Below are 22,585 nucleotides of genomic sequence, written 5' to 3'. Positions count from 1 at the left end.
TCATTTCCTTATAACGTGGTAATCAGGTCTTACGACCCGCTGAGGACGCCAGGGTGGCGCATTTTCTTGAAGCGGCTGGTAAACAGTGGCGTGTCGCTGACGGAGATCAGCCGGGGCAACTGCTCCGGTGCCAGCACGTCGCGGATCGCTGCATACAGCCGGGGCTTGAACGCTTCCAGCGTTTCCGGTTCCAGCAAGGTGAACCGCGCGGCCACGATCTGACCGAGCAACGGGTTGGGCTGACCGTAGACCACGACGTCAGAAACGTTGTCGATGCCCATCAAAACGCTCTCCACGTGAGACGGGAACACCTTCTTGCCGCCGACGTTGATCACATCGACGGCCCGCCCGCTGACCCTGAAGTAGCCGTCGCGCTCTTCCGCCAGGTCCTGGGTAATCAGGTAACCATCATCGGACAGCTCACCCGGGCCGCTCAGGTAACCGAGCATATTGGTCGCTCCGCGCACCTGCAGAATGCCGTCGACCACCCGCAGGCTGTAGGCCGGATCCTCGACGGTCATCCAGGCGCTGTCGCCGTCCAGACCCCGACAGGGCAACACACCGATTTCCGACATGCCGTACAACTGGTTCAGCCGCACCTGCGGCAATGTGCGGGCGATGCGTTGAATGGCTTCGGGCGAACTCGGCTCGGAACCGAAATAGATACGTTGCAGGCTGCCGGTGTCCCAGGTCTGGAACACGCCGGTGATCGTCGCCAGATTCAAAAGCGTCGGCGACACATGCAGCGTTTGCACCTTGAACGTTTCGATACAGCGGCCGACTTCCTGAGGCGAACGTTCGTTGGGCAGGACCAGCGTCCCGTGGGTGGCCAGCGCCTGCAGGACGGTGACCAGCCCGCCGATGTGGTCGAACAGCAGGAACGCCAGAATCGCGCCACACTGCTCGGCCTTCAGATAACACTCGAAGAACGGTGCGACGTCGTGCACGACGCCCTTGGCCGGCCCGGTCGAGCCGGACGAGAACACAATGAAACCGGCCTGCCGGCGCGACACGAGGCCGTCGACAGTCGACGGCACCGCAGCGCCATCATTTGCCAGCACCGAGTAACCCTGCGGCCCGTTCCCCGTCACGGTAAACCGTGCGCCGGCAGCGTGCGCCAGATTCACCAGCTGCTCGTCGTTTTTGGGCACCGACAATGCCACGACATTGTTGCGCCGCCACAGAGCGAACAACAGGCAGACGCTGTTGAAGCTGTAGTTGTCGACCAGCAGCACACAGCAATCGCTGACCGATTGCGCCGCCAGCGACTCGGCATAGGCGTCGATCTGTCGGCACAGTTCGGCGTAAGTGAAGCGACCTTCGTCGCTGATGATCGCCGGCCTGTCCGCGCCGGCCTTCAGATGTTCCAGAAACGTTTCGACTTGCATGTCCACCTCTCGATAAAGGCGCCGCCCTGCGACGGCGACCGTTGAGTCAATTGGCCAGAGCCTCTGCACCGGTCGCCGTCAGGGCTGACTCCAACCGGTTCATCACGTACGCGCACAGCGTGCCGAGTGTCGCGAACGGTGTGGCGGTCGGAGGCAGGTGGGAGGTATCGGCCAGGTGCACTTCGGCACCGAATCGGTGGCGGATCTTTTCCTCGGTGTCGACGATGATCGAGACCAGGGTCATGGAGTCGATGGTGCCTTCGACGCCGTACAAGGGGCTGTCTTCACCACGGGACAGGTCGATGGGTTCGCTCAGTAACAGATCCTGTTGCCGCACAGCGGTTTCGACCAGGGTTTTCACTTCGTTCAGCATTCCAACATTCCTTTATTGGGGGTGCGTCCACGGGTTCGCTAGGTTAGGGGTAGCGGCTCGCTCGCCTTCGGTTGACGGGTCAGCACGGTCCTCATGTCGACGAACACGCCGCTTTTCAAGCCATAGTCGGCGGGTGCGCCGATCACCTCGCGGATGTCCTCGGCACGCTGGGCGGCGGAAATCATGTAACCGGGAGCAAGTGCCCGCTGTTGCAGGGAACGCAAATCAGGGAAATCGGCGGTCCTCTGGCTGAAGCTCACTTGTCGCGACAGCCCGGTGTCGACGTTGCACAGGCCCAGCACGGCAAAGAAGATGTCCGGGTTTTCTTCGGCGTAGACACCGCCCAGTGCCGCCAGCGCCGCTTTCGACAGGCTGTAGGTCAGCGTGCCCGCGCGAAAGCGCACACCGGCCATCGAAGCCGACAGCACGCAGGTGGCCGGGTGATAAGCCGAGGCCAGGATCAGATCCAGAATGGCTTTGTTCGCCAGCACATTGACGTTGAGCACATGCTGTACCTCCGCCACCGAAAACTCCTCGCCCCGGGCCGGTACGTTGCCGCTGATGCCTGCGTTGAGAAAGAGCACATCGACACCCCGGCTCAGGATCTCGGCGAACGACCCTTTGAACAACTCACTCATGTCGCCGGTTTTCGAAAGATCGAATGACCGGAACCGGAAGTTCGGGTGCGACATGAAGCGGTAGGGTTCGCGCCTGGAAGTGCCGAACACGGTATAGCCGTGTTTCAGATGCAACTCGGTCAGCGCCTCGCCGATGCCGCTGCTCACACCGGTGATGAACACCCGTTTGCCAGTGGGATGTGACAGGTCGCGCTCTGTGGTGCCCATCAGAATTTACCGGCCGAAAAGCCGCCGTCCACTGGCATCACGGTGCCGGTGACGAACGACGACGCGTCGCTGAGCAGCCACAGGATCGCCGCAGAGATTTCACTCGGATCGGCGAAACGTTTCATTACCGTGACCTGAAGTTTGTGTTTCGTGGACTCCGGGTTGGCCTTCAAGCGTTCTTCCGAGTTCATGCCGCCCATCGTCGGGCCGGGGCACACCGCGTTGACGCGAACCGGATGGCGCTCCGGCAATGCCGCTTCCGCAGACTCGATGGCGCAGACCTGGGTGAGCATGTTCAGGGCGGCCTTGCTGGTGGAATAGGCACTCTGTCTGGCGACGCCCAGCAGGCCGGCACAGGACGACACGTTGACGATCGAGCCGCCCGGATGCTTCGAGATCAGGTTCGTCTGGTGCTTGAGCAGCAACAGCGGGCCCAGCAGGTTGATCTCCAGCACGCGTTTCCAGTCGGCGAAATCCATGTCACGGATCGGTGCGTGTTTCGAGGTGACGCCGGCGTTGTTCACCGCCAGGTCGAGTCGCCCGTGGCGGTCGTTGATGATCCTGAACAGCTCGGCCACCGACGCTTCGTCCGTGACATCGCTCTTGATGAACGTGCAGCGTTCACCGAGCCGGCTTTGCGCGGTCAGGCCGTCATCCTCGTTGCGACCGGTGATGTAGCAGATGCAACCGGCTTCGACGAGCTTCTGGCTGACGTTGAAACCGATGCCACGCGTACCCCCGACAACCAGGGCGATTTTTCCGGTGAAATTCATTTCAGACTTTCCTCATAGTGCAATTGCAGTTTTTCCGGCCGGCGGTAGTCAGGATTGACGCAGCAGTAAACCCGCTCGGCCATGGGATCCTTCTTGTCACGGAAACAGAACGCATCGCCCCGGCAACGGTTGACCCGTGCGGCCTGACCGGTGAGTTCCTTGGCGATGAAATGGTTGTCGGCCAGCATGGCGCGGCCGAATCCGACGAAATCGGCATCGCCGCTCTCGATGATTTCGTTGGCTTGAGACACATCGCTGACCGAACCGGTGAAACCCACCGGAATCCGCACGAAACCTTTGAGGTAGCGGCAGCCCGCACGCGACAGGGCCAGCGCCTGCGCCTTGTTCCTGAAAAAGAACGGAAAGGTTTCGCTGACCCCTGTGGAACAGGTGATGGCCGCCACACCGGCGGCCTCGAGCGCGACCATCACATCGCCCAGCAGACTCGCGCGCTGGCCTTCCTCACCCAGCCCGTCGTCGATGCCCAGACGCACGGTGACCGGCACCTGATCGCCGGTGGCCGCACGGATACCTTCGACGATGGCCAGCAGCAACCGGGCCCGTTTGAGCGGGCTGCCACCCCATTCATCCTCGCGATGGTTGGTTCGTGGCGACAGGAAACTGCTGACCAGATAGCCGTTCGATGCCTGGACCTGGATCAGGGCGGCACCGGCCGCTTGTGCAAGCCGGGCGGCAGCCGAGAATTGATCGACGCAGCGCAGAATCTGTGTGTGCGACATCGCCACGGCCCGCGCCTGGGGATAGGCCTTGAGGATCGCAGCGGATGCGATACCGCTCGGGCTGAGGATGATGCCCTGCTCCGACGGCATCGATTGCGGGCCGTAGTGCTGCAGCTGCACGCCCAGCGGAAAGTTTCTCTCTCGAGCAGCCTCGAACAACGGGCGCAAGGCGTCGGCGTGCGCCGGCGACGTCAGCTTCAGGCCACGACTGTTGTAGCGTGCGTCGGCGTCCACGCTGGCGTTGCCGAGAAAGCCGAAACCGGCCCCGCCCTCCATCAGCGATCGGTAGACCGCAAAGAACGCCGGCCGGGGAAAACCGTGTTCGTCACACAGATCCATGCCCAGGGACGAAAAGTACATCCGGTTTTTCGCGACAACTCCCGCGCCCAGATGCAGCGCGCCGGTGGCCTGCATCGGCTCGTCGAGGTCATTGCTCATGCGCGCAACGCCCCGAGGGCCGCCTCGTCCAGATGAACGAAGCCACGCTTGATCATGTCGCTCAGGGTCTGCAGGTCGTCGAACCCCAGTGCCGGGAATTCCCACGACGCGTGCCGGCCGTGCCCGACACTGAGGATGGCGGAGGAAAATTCCAGCTTGCCTTCATAACGGATGTGCAGCCTGGCCGAGTCGATGAAGTCGATCTCCGGCATCGTCGTCACGCAGCCGCTCTTGCCCAGACCCAGCAACTCCACATCGGCCTCGCGGCCCTGGCCATCGCTGACGCTGCACACCAGTTTCGCGGGGTCGATGGGCGCGAACCAGTCGCTGGACTGAATGAAGATGTTCCGCGTTTTCTCGAACAGGCGGATGTCGATCACCGTCGCCTTGGTGTCGATGGTGGCGAACAGGGTCTGCCGCTGATAGAACGCCACCCGGAAGAAGATTTTCTTCGGCAATGAGCTGTCGGTCGGGGTCATGTTGTCGACCACCAGTTCGATGGGGTACATCAACTCCGCATAGGCGAAGAAGCTCGCGTTCAGTTCATTGACGCTGACGGTCACGTCGCCCCGCGCATAACCGGTGTGGTGATACAGATGGTGATACACCGCCTGGCGCGCCGCTTCGATGAACATGGTGCCGGGCACATGCTCGTGGGATTTTCTGTAGAAAAAGTAGTTGTCGGCGTTGTTGATGAAGCGGAACGAACTGGCACGGCGGATGGCCGGAACCGACTCGCACAGAAGCGCCACCGCCTGCTCCGGGCTGACGTTGGCAGCCGTGTTCTCCAGCAGTGCCGGAGTGACGATCTGGTACGGCAGCGCCCTCACCCGGCCCCATTCGTCGTCCGCCTCCGTGCCGCCCACGCGGCTCCTTTTCTGTACATCGGGTGTCAGCTCAAAGGTTCGCTGCGAGCCGCTGCCGGCCGAAAACCGGCGCGCCAGCAGGTCATTGTCGCCAACCTGCAGCAGCGCTTCGTCGATGTGTAGCGGCAGCGCGACTCTCGGGGCGCAGATCAGTACGTCATCGGCCGAGCCTTTGTGCAAAAGCTCAGGTGAAATGCATTCGTTGTTCATGTCGGGTCCACTCATTCTGGTCGTTGTTGTCTTGAAGGCAGGTGAAACCCCGCCGGCTACGAGGCCTGCTTGACGTCCCGCGCTTCGCCTTTGCGGGCCTGCGGGGCGAGGGTCGATTGCGGCAGCCAGGTCTCGACGACCGGGGCCGCCGACAGGCTGTGGGTGCCCGCGACGATTTGCACGATCAGCTCTTTTTCCCGTTGCCGTGCGGCAGCAATCGACCGCTCCTTGACGTGGCCATAGCCACGAATCGAGTCCGGAAGATTCGCCCACTCCACAAACAACGGCAGGTTCTCCGCGCTCAGGTTTGGCAGCAGGCGTTGCAGTGTCTGCTCGTAGTCGAGCAACAGGCGCCGCTCCTCGCGGCGCTCGGCGGACCATCCCAGCGGATCGAAGCGGGTGTGACGCAACACGCGGCCCTTGGCCAACACTTTCAGCAGCGGCAACACCCAACCGGAGACGGCGATCTTCTTCGGCTCGCCGTTGCCGTCCTTGCGGTTGCGCATCAGGGGCAATGCAAAGTGGAACTTGAGCCTGGCACCACTCTCGAAGCGGGTTTTGAGTGGTGCGATGAAGCGACTGTCGGTGAGCAGCCGTGCGACTTCGTACTCGTCCTTGTAGGCCATCAACTTGAACAGGTTGCGTGCCACGGCCTCGGTGAGCGGACTGTCGTCGCCGATCGCAGGCATCGACCGAAGCCGGTCGATCACCTGAAGGTAGCGTGCTGCATAGGCCGCGTCCTGATAGTGGGTCAGGAACACACTGCGGGTCTCGACCAGTCGTTCGATGCCTTCGCGCCGAGCTGCGAGGTCGATGATCGACACCGGCGACACGTCGTTACTGGCCGGGTCGAGATATGGCATGACGAACGCCGGCTCCTGAGCCCACAGCCGTCCCCAGGCAAACGCCAGGTGGTTGGCGGCGGCGCTGCCGGCCTGATCGATGGCGTCCTTAAGCGCTAGCAGCGACACCGGCACCGTCCCCCGCTGCCAGGCATAACCCAGCAACAGCATGTTGGCCTGCATCGGATCAACGAGACTGTTGGCCAGCTGTGCCGCATCCAGCGCGTGGTAGTGCTCGGCACCCACCCGTTGCTTGAGGAAGGCTTGAATCGCGGCGGTTTCGATGCGCAATTCGGTATTGCGCAGCATCGCTCCCGTCTGGGTCTGGGCGGTGTTGGCGATGACCACCGTTTTACCTGCCCGCAGTGTCGTCAATGCATCGTCTTCGCTGGCGACCACCAGATCGGCCGCAAGCAACAGGTCGGCTCCCCCCAGGTCGATGCGGTGCTGGTGCAGCACCTCGGCCGCGTTGGCCAGTCGCACATGGCTGAGCACCGACCCGCCCTTCTGGGCGAACCCGGTGAAATCGAGCACGCTGACCGCCCGGCCGTCCAGATGGGCAGCCAGGGCAACCGTGCGTGCCACCGTCACGATTCCGGTGCCGCCGATGCCTGCCAGCAGCATTTCGTACGGGGTTTCGAGTGAGCACGAAGACGGCAGCGCCAGTGCCTCGGCGCGGGCCAGAACCTGGCGGCTGTCGGCTTGCCGACGGTATTGCGCGCGTGGTTTGCCGGTCACCGTGACGAAGCTCGGGCAGAAGCCCTTGATGCAGGTCAGATCGGTGTTGCATCCGTGGGGATCAATCCGGCGCTTGGTGCCGAACGGGGTCGCGACCGGTGTCACGGACAGGCAATTGGACTTGACCTGACAGTCGCCGCAGCCTTCGCACACCGCTTCGTTGATCACTACTTCGGTTTTCATGACAGGCGTCGGCAACTGTTTCTTGCGCCGACGCCCCTCGATGGCGCAGACCTGATCGAACACCAGCACACTGACACCCCGTGTCTCGCGCAACTGTCGCTGAACCTCTTCCAGCCGCTCACGGTGGAACAGCTCGACACCCTGCGGAAGGCTGCCGGGGGCTTCGAAACGTTGCGGATCGTCCGCCACCACCACGACCCGGTGGGCGCCTTCGGCCTGCATCAGCTCGACGGCTTTCTTGACCGTCAGCTTGCCGTCGATCGGCTGGCCGCCGGTCATGGCTACCGCATCGTTGTGCAGCAGCTTGTAGGTGATGGTCGCGCCGGCCGCGATGGCCTGACGGATTGCCAGATAGCCAGAATGGAAAAACGTACCGTCGCCGATGTTCTGGAATATGTGAGGGGTTTCGACAAAAGGCGCCTGCCCCAGCCAGTCGACCCCTTCGCCCCCCATCTGCACGCTGCCGCTGGTTGCACGTTCAGGCATGCGCGCCGCCATCGCGTGGCAGCCGATGCCGAGCCGTGCCTCGCTGCCTTCCGGCACACGGGTGGAGCTGTTGTGCGGGCAACCCGAACACAGATACGGCGTACGGCGGATCCAGTCATGAGTCCGGCTAACCGCAGGCAGATACCAGTAATCGGGCACTCTCAGCGTGATGCCCAGACCTTGCAGTCGTTGTTGAAGCATCGTCGCAAGGCGCGACGGCCTCAGTTCTTCGTGATCCGAAATCAACGGTGCACCGCTTTCGTCACGCTTGCCCAGGATGACAGCACGCTGCCCGGACTCCGCGTTGTAGAGCGCTTGCTTGAGCTGCTCTTCGACGATGGCCTGCTTCTCTTCGACGATCAGCACCTGATCGGCCCGCTTCGCCCAAGCCTCCAGCACCGGTGACAGCGGGTAGACCAGATTGATCTTCAACAGGGCCACACCGGCGCTTTCCAACTGCTCCAGCGAAACCCCGCCCTGCTGCAAGGCCTGGCGTACATCGCCATAGGCCTTGCCGACTGCGCCGATTACCAGCCTCGGCTGCTGCGGTGCCGTCACGGCGACGTCGATCGGGTTGGCCAGCGCAAATGCACGGGCGGCGTCGAATTTGTAGGGAAGCCGACGCTCGATCTGCATGCCCGGCAGGTCGGGCCAGCGCCAGTGCAGGCCGTCCGGCCCCGGGTCGATATCGGGCGTGACGAACCTGGGCAACGGGGAGGACGCGACGGAGGTGGTGGCCTCAACCGTCTCGGTGATGGCCTTGAAGCCGACCCATAGCCCGGACACCCGCGACAACGCCCAGCCCCACAGGCCGCAGCGTTCGTAGTCGGCCAGCCCGGCCGGATGAATCACCGGCAGCCCCCAGGCCATCAGGGTGCGGTCGGACTGATGGGACATCGACGACGATACGCAGCCATGGTCATCGCCGGTGACCACCAGGACGCCCCCGTTGGGCGATGATCCGTAGAAGTTGCCGTGCTTGATCGCGTCCCCGGAGCGGTCGACGCCAGGACCCTTGCCGTACCAAAGCCCGAAGACACCGTCGTAACGCTTCTTCGGATCGGTCTCGACGCGTTGAGTGCCGATCAGTGCCGTAGCCGCCAGATCTTCGTTGATGGCAGGCAGGAAGCGGATATCGGCGCTTTCCAGCACGTCTTTGCTTTTCATCAATTCCCGATCCACGCCACCCAGAGGCGAACCGCGGTAGCCGCTGACGAACCCGGCGGTTCGCAGGCCGTTGGCCCGATCCAGCGCCGACTGGGACAGAAGCAACCTCACGAGCGCCTGCTGGCCACTCAGGAAAATGCGCCCGTTCGGCGTCGCTGATTCACGGGAATAGATGGAGTGAGCCTCTGGCTGGCGGCCAGAAGGCGATGCTGAATCGGCCCCTTTCCCGGCGGCTGCCGTGGGCGTCCCCTGTGCGTGTTTGTCGGACTGAAGCCGCAGGTGTTCCGGATCAATGGCGTCTGAGTACACAGTTTCAAATCCTTATGAAAACTTCACGTTAAATGTGCTTGCTTACCCATTACAGCGAATGCGAATTCAGTACTTACAGCGATCTTCCTTCAGATCCCGAGAGTTACACCTTCGCCAACAGCCCCTCTTGCAAGGCCTGAAACAAGCGGCTTGCAACCGCTGGAATACTCATTCATCGCAAAATCATTGACGCCACTATTCCGTCAAACCAACAACCCCATGGCATAACTTTTCCTGGTGCGCTCGCGCAAACCATCGGCAAACTTTAAGAAAAATAATTCCCGACCAACGCCGTAGGTTTAAATAAATAAAAAAGCCCGGGCGCAAGTCGAAAGTTCGCGCGTGCACTTCAAATCAAGTACGGCATCCGGCCGCCACGAAGAGTGTGATTTAGAGACGCTTGACTGAAATTCTGGAAATCAGAAGTGCCCGGCCCGCAGCCTGAAACGCGAGCTGAAAGTGAACGGATGCTCGGTAGCCCGCCGGACAAAGGGCAAAGTGCGCACGTTCGACGTCGGGAGATGCCGAGTGCACATTACGTTGCTGGATGTTTTGAAGATGGGCGCCGCGTCAGCGGGCGAACGCTTGCCAGCCGCCACGCGGAGCGTGTTGCAAGCGAGCCGGACAGGCATAGATAACGGGCGTGCCGCCCCCTGGGAATTCGAGTACAAGGTTTCAAATCCTTATGAAAACTTAACTTCAAGCGGGCTTTCCTGCCCACCCTGTCGAATGAGACCTGATACTTGCAGCGGCGCCTTGCCAGGCGGCCAGCACAACACAGGTGTGTGGTCGCAACCGCCTCGCCGCAGACTTCTTGTTTGCGGTGAAACGGGATAAACAATCGTTATTTGCAAATTCCCTGCAACGATCATTTAACGACCAGCTTTTGCGGGGAAAATAGTAAGTTCGGAGGAATTGCATTGTCAATCATTGTTACGAAAGTTTCACAAACAAAATAAATTCATGAACTACCTAGTCCACACAACCACCCTGCACTGCTTCTAAGAACCATAAAGAAGACTTTGATTTATCGAATCAGCCGCTGCTTTTATTGAGTAATATCGGCGAGTCAAGCCCCTCTCTTCTCGACATTACACCCGTCATACAAGTTGCATGACCGGATAAAACTCTCCCCACAAACCCGAACTTCTGAGTCGTTGTTCCAGAGAAATACTCTCCAACTCTCTAAGACCAAAGTAGAACTTTACATGACCGGATATCGCCTGACGGTTCAAAGATGAACAGCCTCATCAGAAATCGCCACCCACCACATCAGCTTCCCCCGCAGGTGGTGCGGCATGGGGCGAGCCTTTATCCTTGCCCTCCCGTCGTACCGTGTTATGGAGTTGTGTCATGCCCCATGAAGGCAACCTGTTGCAAGCCGCTGTCGTGTTTCTGTTCGCGGCAGTGCTCACCGTTCCCCTGGCCAAGCGCCTGCAACTGGGCGCGGTGCTCGGTTATCTGTTTGCCGGGGTGATCATCGGCCCGTCGGTGCTGGGACTGATCGGCAATCCGCAGAGCGTCAGCCATATCTCGGAACTGGGCGTGGTGTTGCTGCTGTTCATCATCGGTCTTGAGCTGTCGCCGCGACGCTTGTGGGTGATGCGCAAATCGGTGTTCGGCGTGGGTCTGGCGCAGGTGCTTTTGACCGGCTCGGTGATCGGCGTGCTGGCGTTGTCGGTGTTCGGCCAGCCGTTGAACAGCGCGATTGTTCTGGGCCTCGGTCTGGCCCTGTCGTCCACTGCGTTCGGTCTGCAAAGCCTCGCCGAGCGCAAGGAACTGACCAGCCCCCACGGTCGTCTGGCGTTTGCGATTCTGCTGTTCCAGGACATTGCCGCAATCCCGTTGATCGCTCTGGTACCGATGCTCGCGGGCGTCGATCACCACACCAGCACCGCCGACGACGTGCGCCACAGTTTGCAGGTATTGGGCAGTATCGCCGTGGTCGTGATCGGCGGGCGTTATCTGTTGCGCCCGGTGTTCCGCATCGTGGCGAAAACCGGTCTGCCGGAAGTCTCCACCGCCACCGCATTGCTGGTGGTGATCGGCACGGCGTGGATGATGGACATGGTCGGTGTGTCGATGGCGCTGGGCGCCTTCCTCGCCGGGTTGCTGCTGGCGGACTCGGAATATCGCCATGAACTGGAAGCGCAGATCGAACCGTTCAAAGGCCTGCTGCTGGGACTGTTCTTCATCAGCGTCGGCATGGGCGCCAACCTCAGCCTGTTGCTCAGCGCGCCGATTACCGTGCTGGGGCTGACGCTGCTGCTGATCGCGCTGAAGTTGCCATTGCTGTTTGTGGTCGGGCGTCTGGCCGGCGGCTTGAGCAAAGTCAGTGCGATTCGCCTCGGTATCGTGCTGGCGGCGGGCGGTGAATTTGCCTTTGTGGTGTTCAAGATCGGTCGCGATCAGGGTCTGTTCGAACCGCGTCTGTACGACCTGCTGGTGCTGACCATCACCCTGTCGATGGCGGTGACGCCGTTGTTGCTGTTGATCTGCGCACGGCTGGTCAGCCCGAAGGTGCAGCCGGTGGAAGTGCCGGAGAAATTCCGCCAGATCGACACCGAAACCCCACGGGTGGTGATTGCCGGCATGGGCCGGATGGGCCAGATCGTGGCGCGGATCCTGCGGGCGCAGAACATCAAGTTCGTGGCGCTGGATACCTCGGTGGAAACCATCGAACTGTCGCGCAGCTTCGGCGGCGTGCCGGTGTTCTACGGTGACCCGATGCGCCCGGAAATCCTCAGCGCGGCCAAGGTTGGCGAAGCGGAGTATTTCGTGATTGCCACGGACGATCCGGAGACCAACATCAAGACTGCCGAGATCGTGCGCAAGCTTTACCCGCACATGAAAATCATCGCCCGGGCGCGTAACCGGCAGCATGTGCATCGCTTGGTGGACGTGGGCGCCGATCCGATCCGGGAGACCTATTACTCCAGTCTGGAAATGAGCCGTCGCACACTGGTCGGCCTCGGTTTGACCCAGGCCCAGGCCGATGCGCGGATCAAGCGCTTCAAGCACCACGACGAACAGGTGCTGGAGGCCCAGCACGCGGTGTATGACGACGCGGCCAAAGTCCTGCAGACCGCTCAGGAAGCGCGGGCGGAACTGGCCAGACTGTTCGAGTCAGATCAACTGGAAGAACAATCCGGCAAGTCCTGAGCCCCGCCATCAAGCCTTCCCGCGCAATGCGCGGGAAGGTTCAGGCCATCTCCAGCGCCCGCTCCTCCTTCACGGGCGCCACTGCAAACCGGTCCGCCAGAAACGGTGTGATGTCCAGCGGCAGCGGTTCATCGTTGACCAGTTTGTCCAGCAACACCCCGGTGATCGCCGACGTCAGCACCCCGGTGCGGAAGTGCCCGCAGGCGTTGAGATAACCGTCCACCCCGGCCATCGGCCCGAGAATCGGCAACTCATCCGGCGAGCCCGGCCGCAACCCGGCCCAGGTGCGCTTGAGGTTGATGTCCGCCAGTTCCGGCAGGCAACGCACCGCGCCCTGCACCAGCCCGGCGATTTCTGGCCAGGTGGTGGTGACATCGAAGCCTTTGTCCTCGGTGGTGCTGCCGATCAGGATTTCGCCGTTGTCCTTCTGCGCCATGTAGCAATCGCTGGTGGTCAGGCAACCGTTGAGGATTTTCGGCAGGCGCTCGGTCAGCAGGATCTGGCCTTTCACCGGTTTCACCGGAATGCGGATGCCGGTCGCCCATTCGCTCAAGTCCGCTGCCCAGGCGCCAGCGGCGTTGATCAGGGTCTTGCAGTGGAACACCCCGGCTTCGGCCGTTTGTACGCCAGTCACCCGCGTGCCGTGATGCAGAACGCCGGTGATGTTGGTGTTGACGTACATGTCCACGCCATTTTGCCGGGCGCCTTCGGCGTAGGCGTCGGCGAGGCGGAACGGACTGACCTGGTGATCACAGAGAAACTCCAGCGCGCCGCGCGCTTCATGGCTGACGCTCGGCTCGGACTCGCGCAACGCCGCCTGATCCAGCCAGCGCACCTGATCTGCCAGATGCGGAATACAGCCGACGATGTGCTCGGCGTACAACCGGTCCTCATCGTCATAGATGACGAACTTGAGCCCGGTCTTTTCGAACTTGAAATCCATCCCGTGGTTGTCCTTCAGCTCACGGTGCAGCGCCGGGTACAGCGCGTTGGACTGCAAGGCGAAGTCGAAGAACGACGGCGGCAGGATGTGCGGTGTGCTGGAATCCACCGCTACCGCCGCACCCTGGGTTTCGCGCTTGCGGTTGGCCGACATCATGCGGAAGAAAATCACCCCGCAGCCCAGCCCCACCGACTCGCCAATCGCCCACAAGCCGCCGGCCGAGGCACGGGTCGCATTGCCCGGCCGCTTGGCGTCGATCATCGCGACCTTGAGGTTTTTGCGCTTGGACAACTGATAGGCGATGGACGCGCCGATCACACCGCCGCCGGCGATGACCACGTCATAGAACTTACTCATGGGAAACGGCCTCCTTGCCGAGGGACTGGAACGCGGAAAAAGGAATCGGATCGACCGGGAAACGCGGCCGCAGCCAGCCGACATCCTTGCGCCCGGTGGCCTGACGCAGGCGGTCGCTGCAATAGCCGACGCACATCCGCCCCTGACAGTCGCCCATGCTCACGCGGGTGCGCATTTTCAGGCTGGCGATGTCTTGCACGCCCTGCTCCAGCGCGCGGTCGATGTCGGCGCGGGTGGCGTGTTCGCAACGGCAGATCACCGTGTCGGCGGCCGGCAATGCTATTTGCCCGACGCCGCGTTCGGTGTAGCGATCCACCGCCGCACGGAAACGCACGATGGCTTTGAGTTTGCCCAGGTAACGGTCGCGACGGACTCGCGCCAGTTCTTCTTCCAGCACACCGCGTTGCAGCAGGATCGAAGTGGCGGCGATCTTGCCGGCCAGCATCGCCGCTTCACCGCCGCGAATCCCGCCCATGTCGCCGGCCAGATGCACGTGGGGTTCGCTGCTCTGCTGCCAGATGTTGGAATTGGCGCGCAGGTAGCCGTCGTCGCTGAAGCCGTGATCCAGGCCCATTTGTTGACTCAGTTGAGTGCGCGGAATGAAGCCGTAACCGACGGCCAACGTCTTCGCTTCGAAGCGCTCGACGCGGCTCATGTCCGGCTCCCACGTCGCCGAGTACGGCGCCACGCTGACGCTTTTCAGTTCGCCATCGCCGTGCGCCTCGACCACGCCCCAGCCGTAGTTCATCGGGATGCCGTGCAGTTTCAGGTAGGCCAGCATGCTCAAGCCGTCGAGGAACAGTTGCGGCTTGTTCAGCAGCGCCAGGCTTTCCTTGGCAATCTTGCCGAACGCGCAGGCCTCGTAGACGCCGACAACGCTCACGCCGGACGCGTGCAACTGGGTCGCCACCAGCGGCAACAGCGGCCCGGTGCCGGCGATGACCACCGGCCCCTGCGGCTTGACCACGCCACTTTTGATCTGCAATTGCAGACCGCCGAGCATGATCACGCCCGGCAGCGTCCAGCCAGGAAACGGCACGCTGCGTTCGTGACAACCGGCGGCCATCACCAGTTGCGGATAGCTGATTTCATGCAGTCGCTCATCGCCATCGAGCACCACCAGCGAACGCGTGCCTTCGGCGCCGACCACCCGATGATGCAGACGCACGTCGATCAGCCCGGCCTGCTCCTGAAAGTCGCCATGCAGTTTGCTCAGCGCTTCGGAGTAACGCGGCCCCAGATAATCCAGCTGCACGCCGTCACGCAGCGGCCCGCGATAAACCACGCCGCCAAGGCGCGACGCCTCTTCAAGCAATGTGCTGCGCACACCATGGCGCGCCAGTTCGATGGCCGTCGCCATGCCCGCCGGCCCACCGCCGACAATGACCGGATGCTGGCTCATGGCGCCTCCTGCCCGTGAATGCGGTTGACCTGGGTTTCGACCTGCATGCCGTCACGTACCACGGTCTGGCAGGCGCGGCGTTTGTGCCGGCCGTTGATTTTCACCAGGCAGCACTGGCACACGCCCATGCCGCAATAGGCACCGCTGACCTGGTTGTGATCGTTGCGCGCGACCTGGCGCACGCCGAGGGACTGAATGACGCTGAGCACGGTTTCGCCGATGGCGGCGGTGACCGGCTGGCCGTTGATGTGGACAGTCATATCCGCCTGCGTCAAAGGCTGGATATCGAAGGTTCTTTCTAGGCAGTGCATTGCGATGATCATCCGTGAAAAGGTTCAGGTGAGGTTGAAACAGCTCCTTGCTGCACTACACCTCGCCGGCTCGTGGAAGTTATCTCTCTATCGGGCCGGCAGGTTTACCCCGCTCGCACAGCAAAGTGCGCGCAAGCAATGTAGTCGATCCAGCGGCAAGGGCCGGGAAATTTCACGGTAGGGGATATTGCGCCGACGAATATTGATCCAGGCCATGGAAATGACTGTACGGTTCTGTACCGCTCCATCGACCGGACAGCAAAAAGCCGCTTCCACCCGAAGGTGGAAGCGGCCGAGGCATAAGCCCCAGAGGGATCAGTGCACGAACAGGGCGATCAGGATGATGATCGGGATTGGCACGCCGAGGAAAAACAGCAGTAATGAGCGCATGGTGATGCTCCTTGATTAACGGACTGGGGGCACAGTGGTCGTGGTGTAGGTGTCGACTTCGACGTACTCGACAGCATCCCGGCGGCGACCGCCGAAGGTGGCCGACAGGCTGGCGAAGAACGCGCCGGCCAGTAGCGCGATGAACATCCACAGCGAGGTCCAGGCAGCGACTTTGGCGGCGGTGTCAGCGGCTTGCTGGGCTTTGACCTTGGCGTCGGCTATGGCTTTTTGCGTACGGGCGTAGATTTCATCGACACGACGCTCCGCATCGGCCTGGCTCAGGTTGGTACGTTGCGCCACGAGTTGCGCAAGGTAGGTACGATCCTCGGGGCTGAGCTGACCGTTGGCCAGGCTCTGGGCGAAGATCCGGGTTACGGTGCCGCGAGCGGCGTCATCACTGACGGCGGCGGGACGGTCATCGCGGAACAGGCTGTCGACGAAGTAGCCGTACTGGTCGCTGCTGGTGTTGGCCGCAGCTGTTCCGGCTGCCTGAGTCATGGCACTGGCGGCGCCACCGGCAACACTCGCACCGGCCTGCACGCCACCGCTGACGATGCTGCTGACCGAGCCGACCACCAGGGTTGCGGTGACCAGCGTGGCCACGCACCAGGCGAGGAAGCCGTGGGCGGTGTCGCGGAAATACACCTCGTCACCGTGCATGTTCGCCCACTTCACCCGCAGGCGACCGGCAATGTAGCCACCCAGGCCGGAAGCGATGATTTGCGTCGCCGCCAGCCACACGATTGTCGAAATGCCCAGGCCCTTGGCGCTGACACCCTCCCCGGCCCACGGTGAAACTGCAGAGAAGCCCAGACCGAAGCCGAGCAGCACCAGAATCATCGACAGCGCCGCAGCGGCTGCGGCCCCGGCGAAAATCGCGCCCCAGGAGACTCCCGAGACGTTGCTCGACTCGCCATCAAAGGCAGGATAAAACCCATCAGAGGATCTATTCATTGTTGTTCTGCTCCCGGCATGAAAAATGGTGTTACAACTCGTCAGCAGATGAATTGCAGTGACTGTGCCAGTCGACAACATTAAATAAATCGTTGTAATTCAATGAGTTAAAAAGAATGAACTTCCCAGGACCATGCAATTTGCAACAACAGTGCAATCGCAGCGGGTTTTATGCATTGGCACAAAATTCCGGCCCGGGCCGTTTGTATCAACTACAACATGAAAGTTAATTTAAAGCGTTATTGCAAAATCTTGGCAAAATGCTGCCATTCCGTTTGAACCGATCAGCAGGCCCACCATGACTCGCATCCTGACCATCGAAGACGACGCCGTGACCGCCCGGGAAATCGTCGCCGAACTGAGCAGCCACGGCCTCGACGTGGATTGGGTCGACAACGGCCGCGAAGGCCTCGACCGCGCCGTCAGCGGCAATTACGACCTGATTACCCTCGACCGCATGCTGCCCGAGCTCGATGGCCTGGCCATCGTCACTACTTTGCGCACCATGGGTGTGTCCACGCCGATCCTGATGATCAGTGCCCTGTCCGATGTCGACGAACGCGTACGCGGTCTGCGCGCCGGCGGTGACGATTACCTGACCAAACCCTTCGCCACCGACGAGATGGCCGCCCGGGTCGAAGTGTTGCTGCGCCGCCAGAACAACGGCGGCACCCAGCCCACCACCCTGCGTGTGGCGGACCTGGAACTGGACCTGATCAGCCACGAAGCCAGCCGCGCCGAGCAGGTGCTGACGCTGCTGCCGACCGAGTACAAACTGCTGGAATTCCTGATGCGCAACAGCGGCCAGATCCTGTCGCGGATGATGATTTTCGAGGAAGTCTGGGGCTATCACTTCGACCCGGGCACCAACCTGATCGACGTGCACATCGGCCGTCTGCGCAAGAAGATCGACCCGCCGGGCAACGTCCCGCTGATCCGCACGGTGCGAGGCTCGGGTTATGTCATTGCCGAACCCGTCTGACGGTTGGCGTTCCTCCAGCAGCCGGCTGCTGGCGCTTTACAGTTCGTTGTTTGTGGCCTGGAGCGGGATCCTCATGGGGGTCATGTATTTCGAGGTGTCCGGTTACCTCGACAACCTGGCCAAGCATTCGCTGATGCAGCGTCAGCATCTGTTCTCGCACTTTCGCGGTGAGCAACTGGAAGACGCGCTCGCCGCCAGCATGACCTTCGACATTCGCGGCATCGATGCCTACGGCCTGTTCGCCGCCGACCACACCTACCTTGGCGGGGCCTTGCAGCAGATGCCCGCCGGCCTGCCGCTGGACGGCAAGATCCACGAACTGCGCGACTGCTCCGAATCCGACGACCCGACCCTGCCCGCCGACAGCTGCGATGCCGTCGCCACGCCGACCCGCGACGGTCGCTGGCTGGTGCTGGTGCGCGACAACGGTTCGCTGTTCGCCGTGACCCGGATCATTCTGCGCGCCCTGCTCTGGGGTGTTTCGCTGACAATCGTGCCGGGTGTCATCGGCTGGCATTTGCTGCGGCGTCGGCCGTTGCGACGCATCCGCGCAATTCAGGCCAGTGCCCAGTCGATCGTTGCCGGTGACCTGACTCACCGTTTGCCCGTGTCCAATCGCCGCGACGAACTGGACATGCTCGCCGCCATCGTCAACGCCATGCTCGATCGCATCGAGCGCCTGATGAACGAAGTCAAAGGCGTGTGCGACAACATCGCCCACGACCTGCGCACTCCGCTGACTCGTTTGCGGGCGCAGTTGTATCGCATGCAGCAGCAGGCCGGCGAAGGCTCGCCGGAGGCCGCGCAACTGGATCTGGTGCTGGCCGAGGCGGATACGCTGATGGCGCGTTTTCGGGGTTTGCTGAGAATTTCCGAACTGGAAGATCGGCAGCGCCGTTCGGGATTCGTCGAGCTTGATCCAGTGCGGTTGCTGCAGGAACTGCACGAGTTCTACCTGCCGCTGGCCGAAGAGGACGAACTGCGTTTCGAGCTGAACATGCCGGAAACCCTGCCGATGCTCAATGGTGACCGGGCGCTGTTGTTCGAGGCGCTGGCCAACCTGTTGAGCAACTCGATCAAGTTCACTCCGCCGGGCGGCACGGTGATTCTGCGTGGGGTGAATGATGCGGGGCATACGCGGATCGAAGTGCACGATTCCGGCCCCGGCATTCCCGAGTCGGAACGCGAAGCAGTGTTCCAGCGTTTCTATCGTGCAGAGGGTGGACAACCGCAAAGCGGTTTCGGGCTGGGGCTGTCGATCGTTGCAGCGATTGTCAGCCTGCACGGGTTCAGTCTTGAGGTGGGTCGCAGCGATCTGGGCGGGGCGAAACTGGTGCTGGATTGTCGGCAGAGTCTGATTTCACAGTCCTGACTTTTGGGCAGTGATCGTTCCCACGTTGCGTGGGAACGATCATGAAACTCAGGCCGGGTAATTGGCGCGCAGCGCCTCCAGCCCACCCTGATAGATGCCGCTGAACAGCGCCACCACTTCCTCATCGCTCACGCCCTTGGCCGTAAAGCGCCCCGACCACGTCACCTTCGCGCCCTGACCCTGGGCTTCGACGCGAATCGTCGCCAGATAGTCGGTGGCCGGAAACGGTGCCTGCAGGATCGAATAGCTGTAGGTCTTGCCGGCGTTATCGAAGCTTTCCAGGCGCTCGACCACCACCCCGCCGTCGGCGGTTTGCAGGCTGCGCACGCGCCCGCCTTCGCTCAGTTCACTCTTGGGAATGAACGGCAACCAGTCCGGCAGCGTGTTGAAGCCGCCGATCAATTGCCAGACCTGATCGGCCGAAGCCGGGATGTCGATGGATGCTGATGCTGTTGCCATAAATAAATGTCTCTCTCAAAAAATTCAGATTGCCAGGCTGTCGACCACGCCGCCGTCGACGCGCAGTGCCGCGCCGGTGGTGGCCGAGGACAGCGGTGAAGCGATGTAGGTCACCAGGTGCGCGACTTCTTCGACATTGGCCACACGCTGGATGATCGAGGTCGGGCGAGCCCGGCGCACAAACGCGTCGGCTTCGTCCCGCAGGCTGCGGCCGGATTCGGCAGCGGCATCCTTGAGCATCTCTTCGACGCCGTCGGTGAAGGTCGGACCCGGCAGGATCGCATTGACCGTGACACCAGTGCCGGCCAGCCGTTTGGCCAGGCCATGGGACACCGCGAGGTTGGCGCTTTTGGTCACGCCGTAGTTGATCATGTCGGCCGGGGTCGCCACGCCGGATTCCGAAGACAGGAAAATCACCCGACCCCAGCCCTGCTCGACCATCGCCGGCACGTAATGCCGCGACAGGCGCACGCCGGAGATCACGTTGATCTCATAGAAGCGCGTCCACTCATCGTCGGGCGCATCAAAGAAGTCCACGGCGTTGTAGATCCCGAGGTTGTTCACCAGGATGTCGGCTTTCGGTTCCGCGGCGAACAGTTTCTGCGCGCCTTCGGCCGTGCCCAGATCCGCCGTCAGACCGCGCAGTTTCGCGCCCGGCACTTTGTCGCGGATGCTCGCCAGTGCCTGCTCGACCTTGGCCGAGTCGCGACCGATCACTACCACCGTGGCGCCCGCCTCGGCCAGTGACTGGCTGATGCCCAAACCGATACCCGCCGTGCTGCCGCTGACAATCGCCAGTTTTCCGCTCAGATCGATCTTCATGCTTTCACCTCATCGATAGGTAATGGTGCACGTTCGGACACCAGTTTCGCTTCACGCATGGCCTGCCAGAAACCGGCAGGAATCACCGCTGACAGCGCCGCCACGTCTTCGGCGATCCGCCCCGGTTTACTCGCGCCGGGAATCACCGCCGCCACGGCCGGATTGGCCAGGGAGAATTGCAGCGCCGCTGCTTTTACATCCACACCATGGACCGCCGCGATACGTTTGATCTGCTCGACCTTGGCAACGATCTCGGGGCTGGCCTTCTGGTATTCGAAGTGCGCGCCACCGGCCAGGATCCCCGAGCTATAAGGGCCGCCGACGACGATTTCAACGTTCTGCGCCCGCGCCGAATCCATCAGGCGCTGCAGGGCACGTTCGTGGTCGAGAAGAGTGTAGCGGCCGGCCAGCAGAAAACCGTCGGGCTGCGCTTCGGTCAGATCAAGGGTCAACTCGCAGGGTTCGACCTTGTTCACGCCCAGGCCCCAGCCCTTGATCACGCCTTCTTCACGCAGGCGGGTCAGGACTTTAAAGGCGCCGGTGCGGGCCTGGTTGAAATACTCCAGCCATTGGTCGCCATAGAAATCCTGAGCGATGTCGTGGACCCAGACGATGTCGAGGCGATCGGTTTTCAGGCGTTCGAGGCTGTCTTCGATCGAGCGCAAGGTGGCGTCGGCGCTGTAATCGTTGACGATTTTGTTCGGGCGGCCGTGTTCGAACACCCCGCTCTTCTCGCCCAGATCCCGGGCGGCGGCGTCTTCGACTTCGTCGAGAATCACCCGGCCGACCTTGGTGCTGAGCACATAGTCGTCGCGCTTGTAGCGGGACAGTGCTTCGCCGAGGCGGATTTCCGACAGGCCCGAGCCGTAGAACGGCGCGGTGTCGAAATAACGCACGCCGGCATCCCACGCCGCATGCACGGTGGCTTGCGCTTCCTCCTCAGGAATGGCGCGGAACATGTTGCCCAGTGGCGCGGTGCCGAAGCCCAGCTGACCGGGCAGTTTGTCTTTCAAACTCATGGGGGTTTCCTCGTAGTGTCTGGGTCGTGGTTGACCGTTGAGCAGATCCTAGATTGCGACGCCCAGACCGTCCAAGACATAATGCGCAGCACTTGAGTCCCTAAAGGTCTGACATGATCGATTTCCGCCAATTGCGCTACTTCGTGGTCGTCGCCGAGGAAGAGCACGTCGGCCGCGCCGCCGAGCGCCTGCATATTTCCCAGTCGCCCCTGAGCCGGCAGATCGCCCAGCTCGAAGAGCGTCTGGGCCTGACCCTGTTCGAACGCAGCCAGCAGCGCATCCGCCTGACCCGCGACGGTCAGACGTTCCTCGCCGAAACCCGTGCCTTGCTGACCCACGCCAATCGCCTCGAATCCCTCGGCAAACGCCTGGGCCGTGGCGAGGAAGGTGGCTTGTGCATCGGCTATATCGAGAACGCCATGCACGCGGGCGTCCTGCCCAACGCCTTGCGCGTGCTGCGGGGGGATCGGCCGAACGTGCATGTCGCGCTGTACAACCTCAACTCCGCCGAACAGCTTGAAGGCCTGCGTCAGCGCAGCCTCGATATTGCACTGGTCAGTGAACCGCCGGCGGCGGACGATCCGGATCTGCTGGGTTTTCAGGTACTGGACGACCCGATGCTGCTGGCGCTGCCTGAGCAGCATCCGCTGGCTGGACAGGCTTCGCTGACCCCGGAGGATCTGGCCACTCAGGAATGGATCGGCGTGCAACCGCGCCAGGATGCCTGCGACGACTTCCTCAGCGCCTGCCTGCGTGCCGGCTTCACCCCGGATGTGCGCATGCAGGCGACCGAGCCGTTCACCGCGCTCGGATTGGTCGCTTCGGGGCTGGGGATTGCAATGATCCAGAAAGGCCTGAGCCACAACGCCCCGCCGGGTGTGGTGTTGCGGGAGGTGCCGTGGCTGGCGTTTACCACGCCGCTGTGGGCGGCTTGGCACCGGATTAATTTGCGGCCGTTGGTGGAGACGTTTCGGGAGGTTTTGACTGGGTCTGATATCTCCGGCGCCAAGTAATCCGCGGCCCCTCATCGGAACGCCGCCCGCCTAGCCCTCTC

18 protein-coding genes are annotated in these 22,585 nt (G+C 62.1%); 4 read left to right on the top strand and 14 right to left on the bottom strand.

The annotated features are described in order from the left end of the window. Positions 1–29: 29 nt before the first annotated feature. The 7 genes from ACKLNA_RS02245 to ACKLNA_RS02215 are packed head-to-tail and all read right to left on the bottom strand — an operon-like array spanning position 30 to position 9,358. Positions 30–1,388, bottom strand: a complete 1,359-nt coding sequence (locus ACKLNA_RS02245; protein WP_408984717.1) for a class I adenylate-forming enzyme family protein — start codon at positions 1,386–1,388, stop codon at positions 30–32. A gap of 46 nt (positions 1,389–1,434) precedes the next feature. Next, a complete protein-coding gene (locus ACKLNA_RS02240; protein WP_408984716.1) occupies positions 1,435–1,761 on the bottom strand; it encodes a hypothetical protein in 327 nt (108 codons plus the stop codon). A 38-nt stretch (positions 1,762–1,799) separates the two neighbouring features. Further along, the gene (locus tag ACKLNA_RS02235; protein WP_408984715.1) at positions 1,800–2,606 is read right to left on the bottom strand and encodes an SDR family oxidoreductase; all 807 of its coding nucleotides are present in this window, start codon (positions 2,604–2,606) and stop codon (positions 1,800–1,802) included. Beyond that, on the bottom strand, positions 2,606–3,379 hold the full coding sequence (locus ACKLNA_RS02230) for an SDR family NAD(P)-dependent oxidoreductase (RefSeq protein WP_408984714.1): 774 nt from the start codon (positions 3,377–3,379) through the stop codon (positions 2,606–2,608). The genes ACKLNA_RS02235 and ACKLNA_RS02230 overlap by 1 nt, the downstream gene beginning before the upstream one ends. Beyond that, positions 3,376–4,557 carry an NADH:flavin oxidoreductase gene (locus ACKLNA_RS02225; RefSeq protein WP_408984713.1) on the bottom strand — a complete coding sequence of 394 codons (1,182 nt, stop codon included), beginning with the start codon at positions 4,555–4,557 and terminating at the stop codon, positions 3,376–3,378. The genes ACKLNA_RS02230 and ACKLNA_RS02225 overlap by 4 nt, the downstream gene beginning before the upstream one ends. Continuing rightward, entirely contained in the window at positions 4,554–5,633 is a 1,080-nt protein-coding gene (locus tag ACKLNA_RS02220) for an AfsA-related hotdog domain-containing protein (RefSeq protein WP_408984712.1), read from the bottom strand. Before ACKLNA_RS02220 ends, ACKLNA_RS02225 begins: the two co-directional genes overlap by 4 nt. Positions 5,634–5,689: 56 nt before the next feature. Continuing rightward, entirely contained in the window at positions 5,690–9,358 is a 3,669-nt protein-coding gene (locus ACKLNA_RS02215; protein WP_408984711.1) for an indolepyruvate ferredoxin oxidoreductase family protein, read from the bottom strand. A gap of 1,353 nt (positions 9,359–10,711) precedes the next feature. On the opposite strand from ACKLNA_RS02215, the gene ACKLNA_RS02210 reads away from it, so the two are divergent. Next, on the top strand, positions 10,712–12,520 hold the full coding sequence (locus ACKLNA_RS02210) for a monovalent cation:proton antiporter-2 (CPA2) family protein (RefSeq protein WP_085732085.1): 1,809 nt from the start codon (positions 10,712–10,714) through the stop codon (positions 12,518–12,520). Between the two features lie 40 nt (positions 12,521–12,560). Here the strand turns inward: ACKLNA_RS02210 and hcnC are convergent, their stop codons facing one another. The 4 genes from hcnC to ACKLNA_RS02190 all read right to left on the bottom strand — a co-directional run bounded on the left by hcnC (position 12,561) and on the right by ACKLNA_RS02190 (position 16,877). Then, a complete protein-coding gene (hcnC, locus tag ACKLNA_RS02205; protein WP_408984710.1) occupies positions 12,561–13,820 on the bottom strand; it encodes a cyanide-forming glycine dehydrogenase subunit HcnC in 1,260 nt (419 codons plus the stop codon). Continuing rightward, on the bottom strand, positions 13,813–15,222 hold the full coding sequence (gene hcnB / locus ACKLNA_RS02200) for a cyanide-forming glycine dehydrogenase subunit HcnB (RefSeq protein ID WP_408984709.1): 1,410 nt from the start codon (positions 15,220–15,222) through the stop codon (positions 13,813–13,815). The genes hcnC and hcnB overlap by 8 nt, the downstream gene beginning before the upstream one ends. Next, a complete protein-coding gene (gene hcnA / locus ACKLNA_RS02195; RefSeq protein WP_114886732.1) occupies positions 15,219–15,533 on the bottom strand; it encodes a cyanide-forming glycine dehydrogenase subunit HcnA in 315 nt (104 codons plus the stop codon). Before hcnA ends, hcnB begins: the two co-directional genes overlap by 4 nt. Before the next feature lie 405 nt (positions 15,534–15,938). Further along, positions 15,939–16,877, bottom strand: coding sequence for a hypothetical protein (locus tag ACKLNA_RS02190; protein ID WP_085711555.1), 939 nt, complete (start codon positions 16,875–16,877; stop codon positions 15,939–15,941). Positions 16,878–17,175: 298 nt separating this feature from the next. On the opposite strand from ACKLNA_RS02190, the gene ACKLNA_RS02185 reads away from it, so the two are divergent. Both ACKLNA_RS02185 and ACKLNA_RS02180 read left to right on the top strand, forming a co-directional pair. After that, on the top strand, positions 17,176–17,859 hold the full coding sequence (locus ACKLNA_RS02185; protein ID WP_085711556.1) for a response regulator transcription factor: 684 nt from the start codon (positions 17,176–17,178) through the stop codon (positions 17,857–17,859). Next, the gene (locus tag ACKLNA_RS02180; protein WP_085711557.1) at positions 17,837–19,231 is read left to right on the top strand and encodes a HAMP domain-containing sensor histidine kinase; all 1,395 of its coding nucleotides are present in this window, start codon (positions 17,837–17,839) and stop codon (positions 19,229–19,231) included. Before ACKLNA_RS02185 ends, ACKLNA_RS02180 begins: the two co-directional genes overlap by 23 nt. Before the next feature lie 48 nt (positions 19,232–19,279). On the opposite strand, the gene ACKLNA_RS02175 is transcribed toward ACKLNA_RS02180, so the two are convergent. From ACKLNA_RS02175 to ACKLNA_RS02165, 3 genes are read right to left on the bottom strand one after another with little or no spacing between them, the layout of a single operon-like run. Further along, complete coding sequence (locus ACKLNA_RS02175; RefSeq protein WP_248740775.1) at positions 19,280–19,690, bottom strand: SRPBCC family protein; 411 nt, start codon at positions 19,688–19,690, stop codon at positions 19,280–19,282. Between the two features lie 24 nt (positions 19,691–19,714). After that, a complete protein-coding gene (locus tag ACKLNA_RS02170; RefSeq protein WP_248740774.1) occupies positions 19,715–20,512 on the bottom strand; it encodes an SDR family NAD(P)-dependent oxidoreductase in 798 nt (265 codons plus the stop codon). Further along, positions 20,509–21,531, bottom strand: a complete 1,023-nt coding sequence (locus ACKLNA_RS02165; protein WP_408984708.1) for an aldo/keto reductase — start codon at positions 21,529–21,531, stop codon at positions 20,509–20,511. Before ACKLNA_RS02165 ends, ACKLNA_RS02170 begins: the two co-directional genes overlap by 4 nt. Positions 21,532–21,644: 113 nt before the next feature. On the opposite strand from ACKLNA_RS02165, the gene ACKLNA_RS02160 reads away from it, so the two are divergent. Next, a complete protein-coding gene (locus ACKLNA_RS02160) occupies positions 21,645–22,544 on the top strand; it encodes a LysR substrate-binding domain-containing protein (RefSeq protein WP_408984707.1) in 900 nt (299 codons plus the stop codon). The last annotated feature ends 41 nt before the right edge of the window (positions 22,545–22,585 follow it).

This window comes from Pseudomonas sp. UV AK001 (genome assembly GCF_046097675.1).
In the GTDB taxonomy this organism is placed as follows: domain Bacteria; phylum Pseudomonadota; class Gammaproteobacteria; order Pseudomonadales; family Pseudomonadaceae; genus Aquipseudomonas; species Aquipseudomonas kribbensis.
This window is presented reverse-complemented; position numbering and strand designations above follow the sequence as displayed.

Bases quoted from the DNA above. Each gene is read 5' to 3' on its own strand.
- ACKLNA_RS02245 (WP_408984717.1), bottom strand. From the start codon at position 1,388: ATGCAAGTCGAAACGTTTCTGGAACATCTGAAGGCCGGCGCGGACAGG.
- ACKLNA_RS02240 (WP_408984716.1), bottom strand. From the start codon at position 1,761: ATGCTGAACGAAGTGAAAACCCTGGTCGAAACCGCTGTGCGGCAACAG.
- ACKLNA_RS02235 (WP_408984715.1), bottom strand. From the start codon at position 2,606: ATGGGCACCACAGAGCGCGACCTGTCACATCCCACTGGCAAACGGGTG.
- ACKLNA_RS02230 (WP_408984714.1), bottom strand. From the start codon at position 3,379: ATGAATTTCACCGGAAAAATCGCCCTGGTTGTCGGGGGTACGCGTGGC.
- ACKLNA_RS02225 (WP_408984713.1), bottom strand. From the start codon at position 4,557: ATGAGCAATGACCTCGACGAGCCGATGCAGGCCACCGGCGCGCTGCAT.
- ACKLNA_RS02220 (WP_408984712.1), bottom strand. From the start codon at position 5,633: ATGAACAACGAATGCATTTCACCTGAGCTTTTGCACAAAGGCTCGGCC.
- ACKLNA_RS02210 (WP_085732085.1), top strand. From the start codon at position 10,712: ATGCCCCATGAAGGCAACCTGTTGCAAGCCGCTGTCGTGTTTCTGTTC.
- hcnC (WP_408984710.1), bottom strand. From the start codon at position 13,820: ATGAGTAAGTTCTATGACGTGGTCATCGCCGGCGGCGGTGTGATCGGC.
- hcnB (WP_408984709.1), bottom strand. From the start codon at position 15,222: ATGAGCCAGCATCCGGTCATTGTCGGCGGTGGGCCGGCGGGCATGGCG.
- hcnA (WP_114886732.1), bottom strand. From the start codon at position 15,533: ATGCACTGCCTAGAAAGAACCTTCGATATCCAGCCTTTGACGCAGGCG.
- ACKLNA_RS02190 (WP_085711555.1), bottom strand. From the start codon at position 16,877: ATGAATAGATCCTCTGATGGGTTTTATCCTGCCTTTGATGGCGAGTCG.
- ACKLNA_RS02185 (WP_085711556.1), top strand. From the start codon at position 17,176: ATGACTCGCATCCTGACCATCGAAGACGACGCCGTGACCGCCCGGGAA.
- ACKLNA_RS02180 (WP_085711557.1), top strand. From the start codon at position 17,837: ATGTCATTGCCGAACCCGTCTGACGGTTGGCGTTCCTCCAGCAGCCGG.
- ACKLNA_RS02175 (WP_248740775.1), bottom strand. From the start codon at position 19,690: ATGGCAACAGCATCAGCATCCATCGACATCCCGGCTTCGGCCGATCAG.
- ACKLNA_RS02170 (WP_248740774.1), bottom strand. From the start codon at position 20,512: ATGAAGATCGATCTGAGCGGAAAACTGGCGATTGTCAGCGGCAGCACG.
- ACKLNA_RS02165 (WP_408984708.1), bottom strand. From the start codon at position 21,531: ATGAGTTTGAAAGACAAACTGCCCGGTCAGCTGGGCTTCGGCACCGCG.
- ACKLNA_RS02160 (WP_408984707.1), top strand. From the start codon at position 21,645: ATGATCGATTTCCGCCAATTGCGCTACTTCGTGGTCGTCGCCGAGGAA.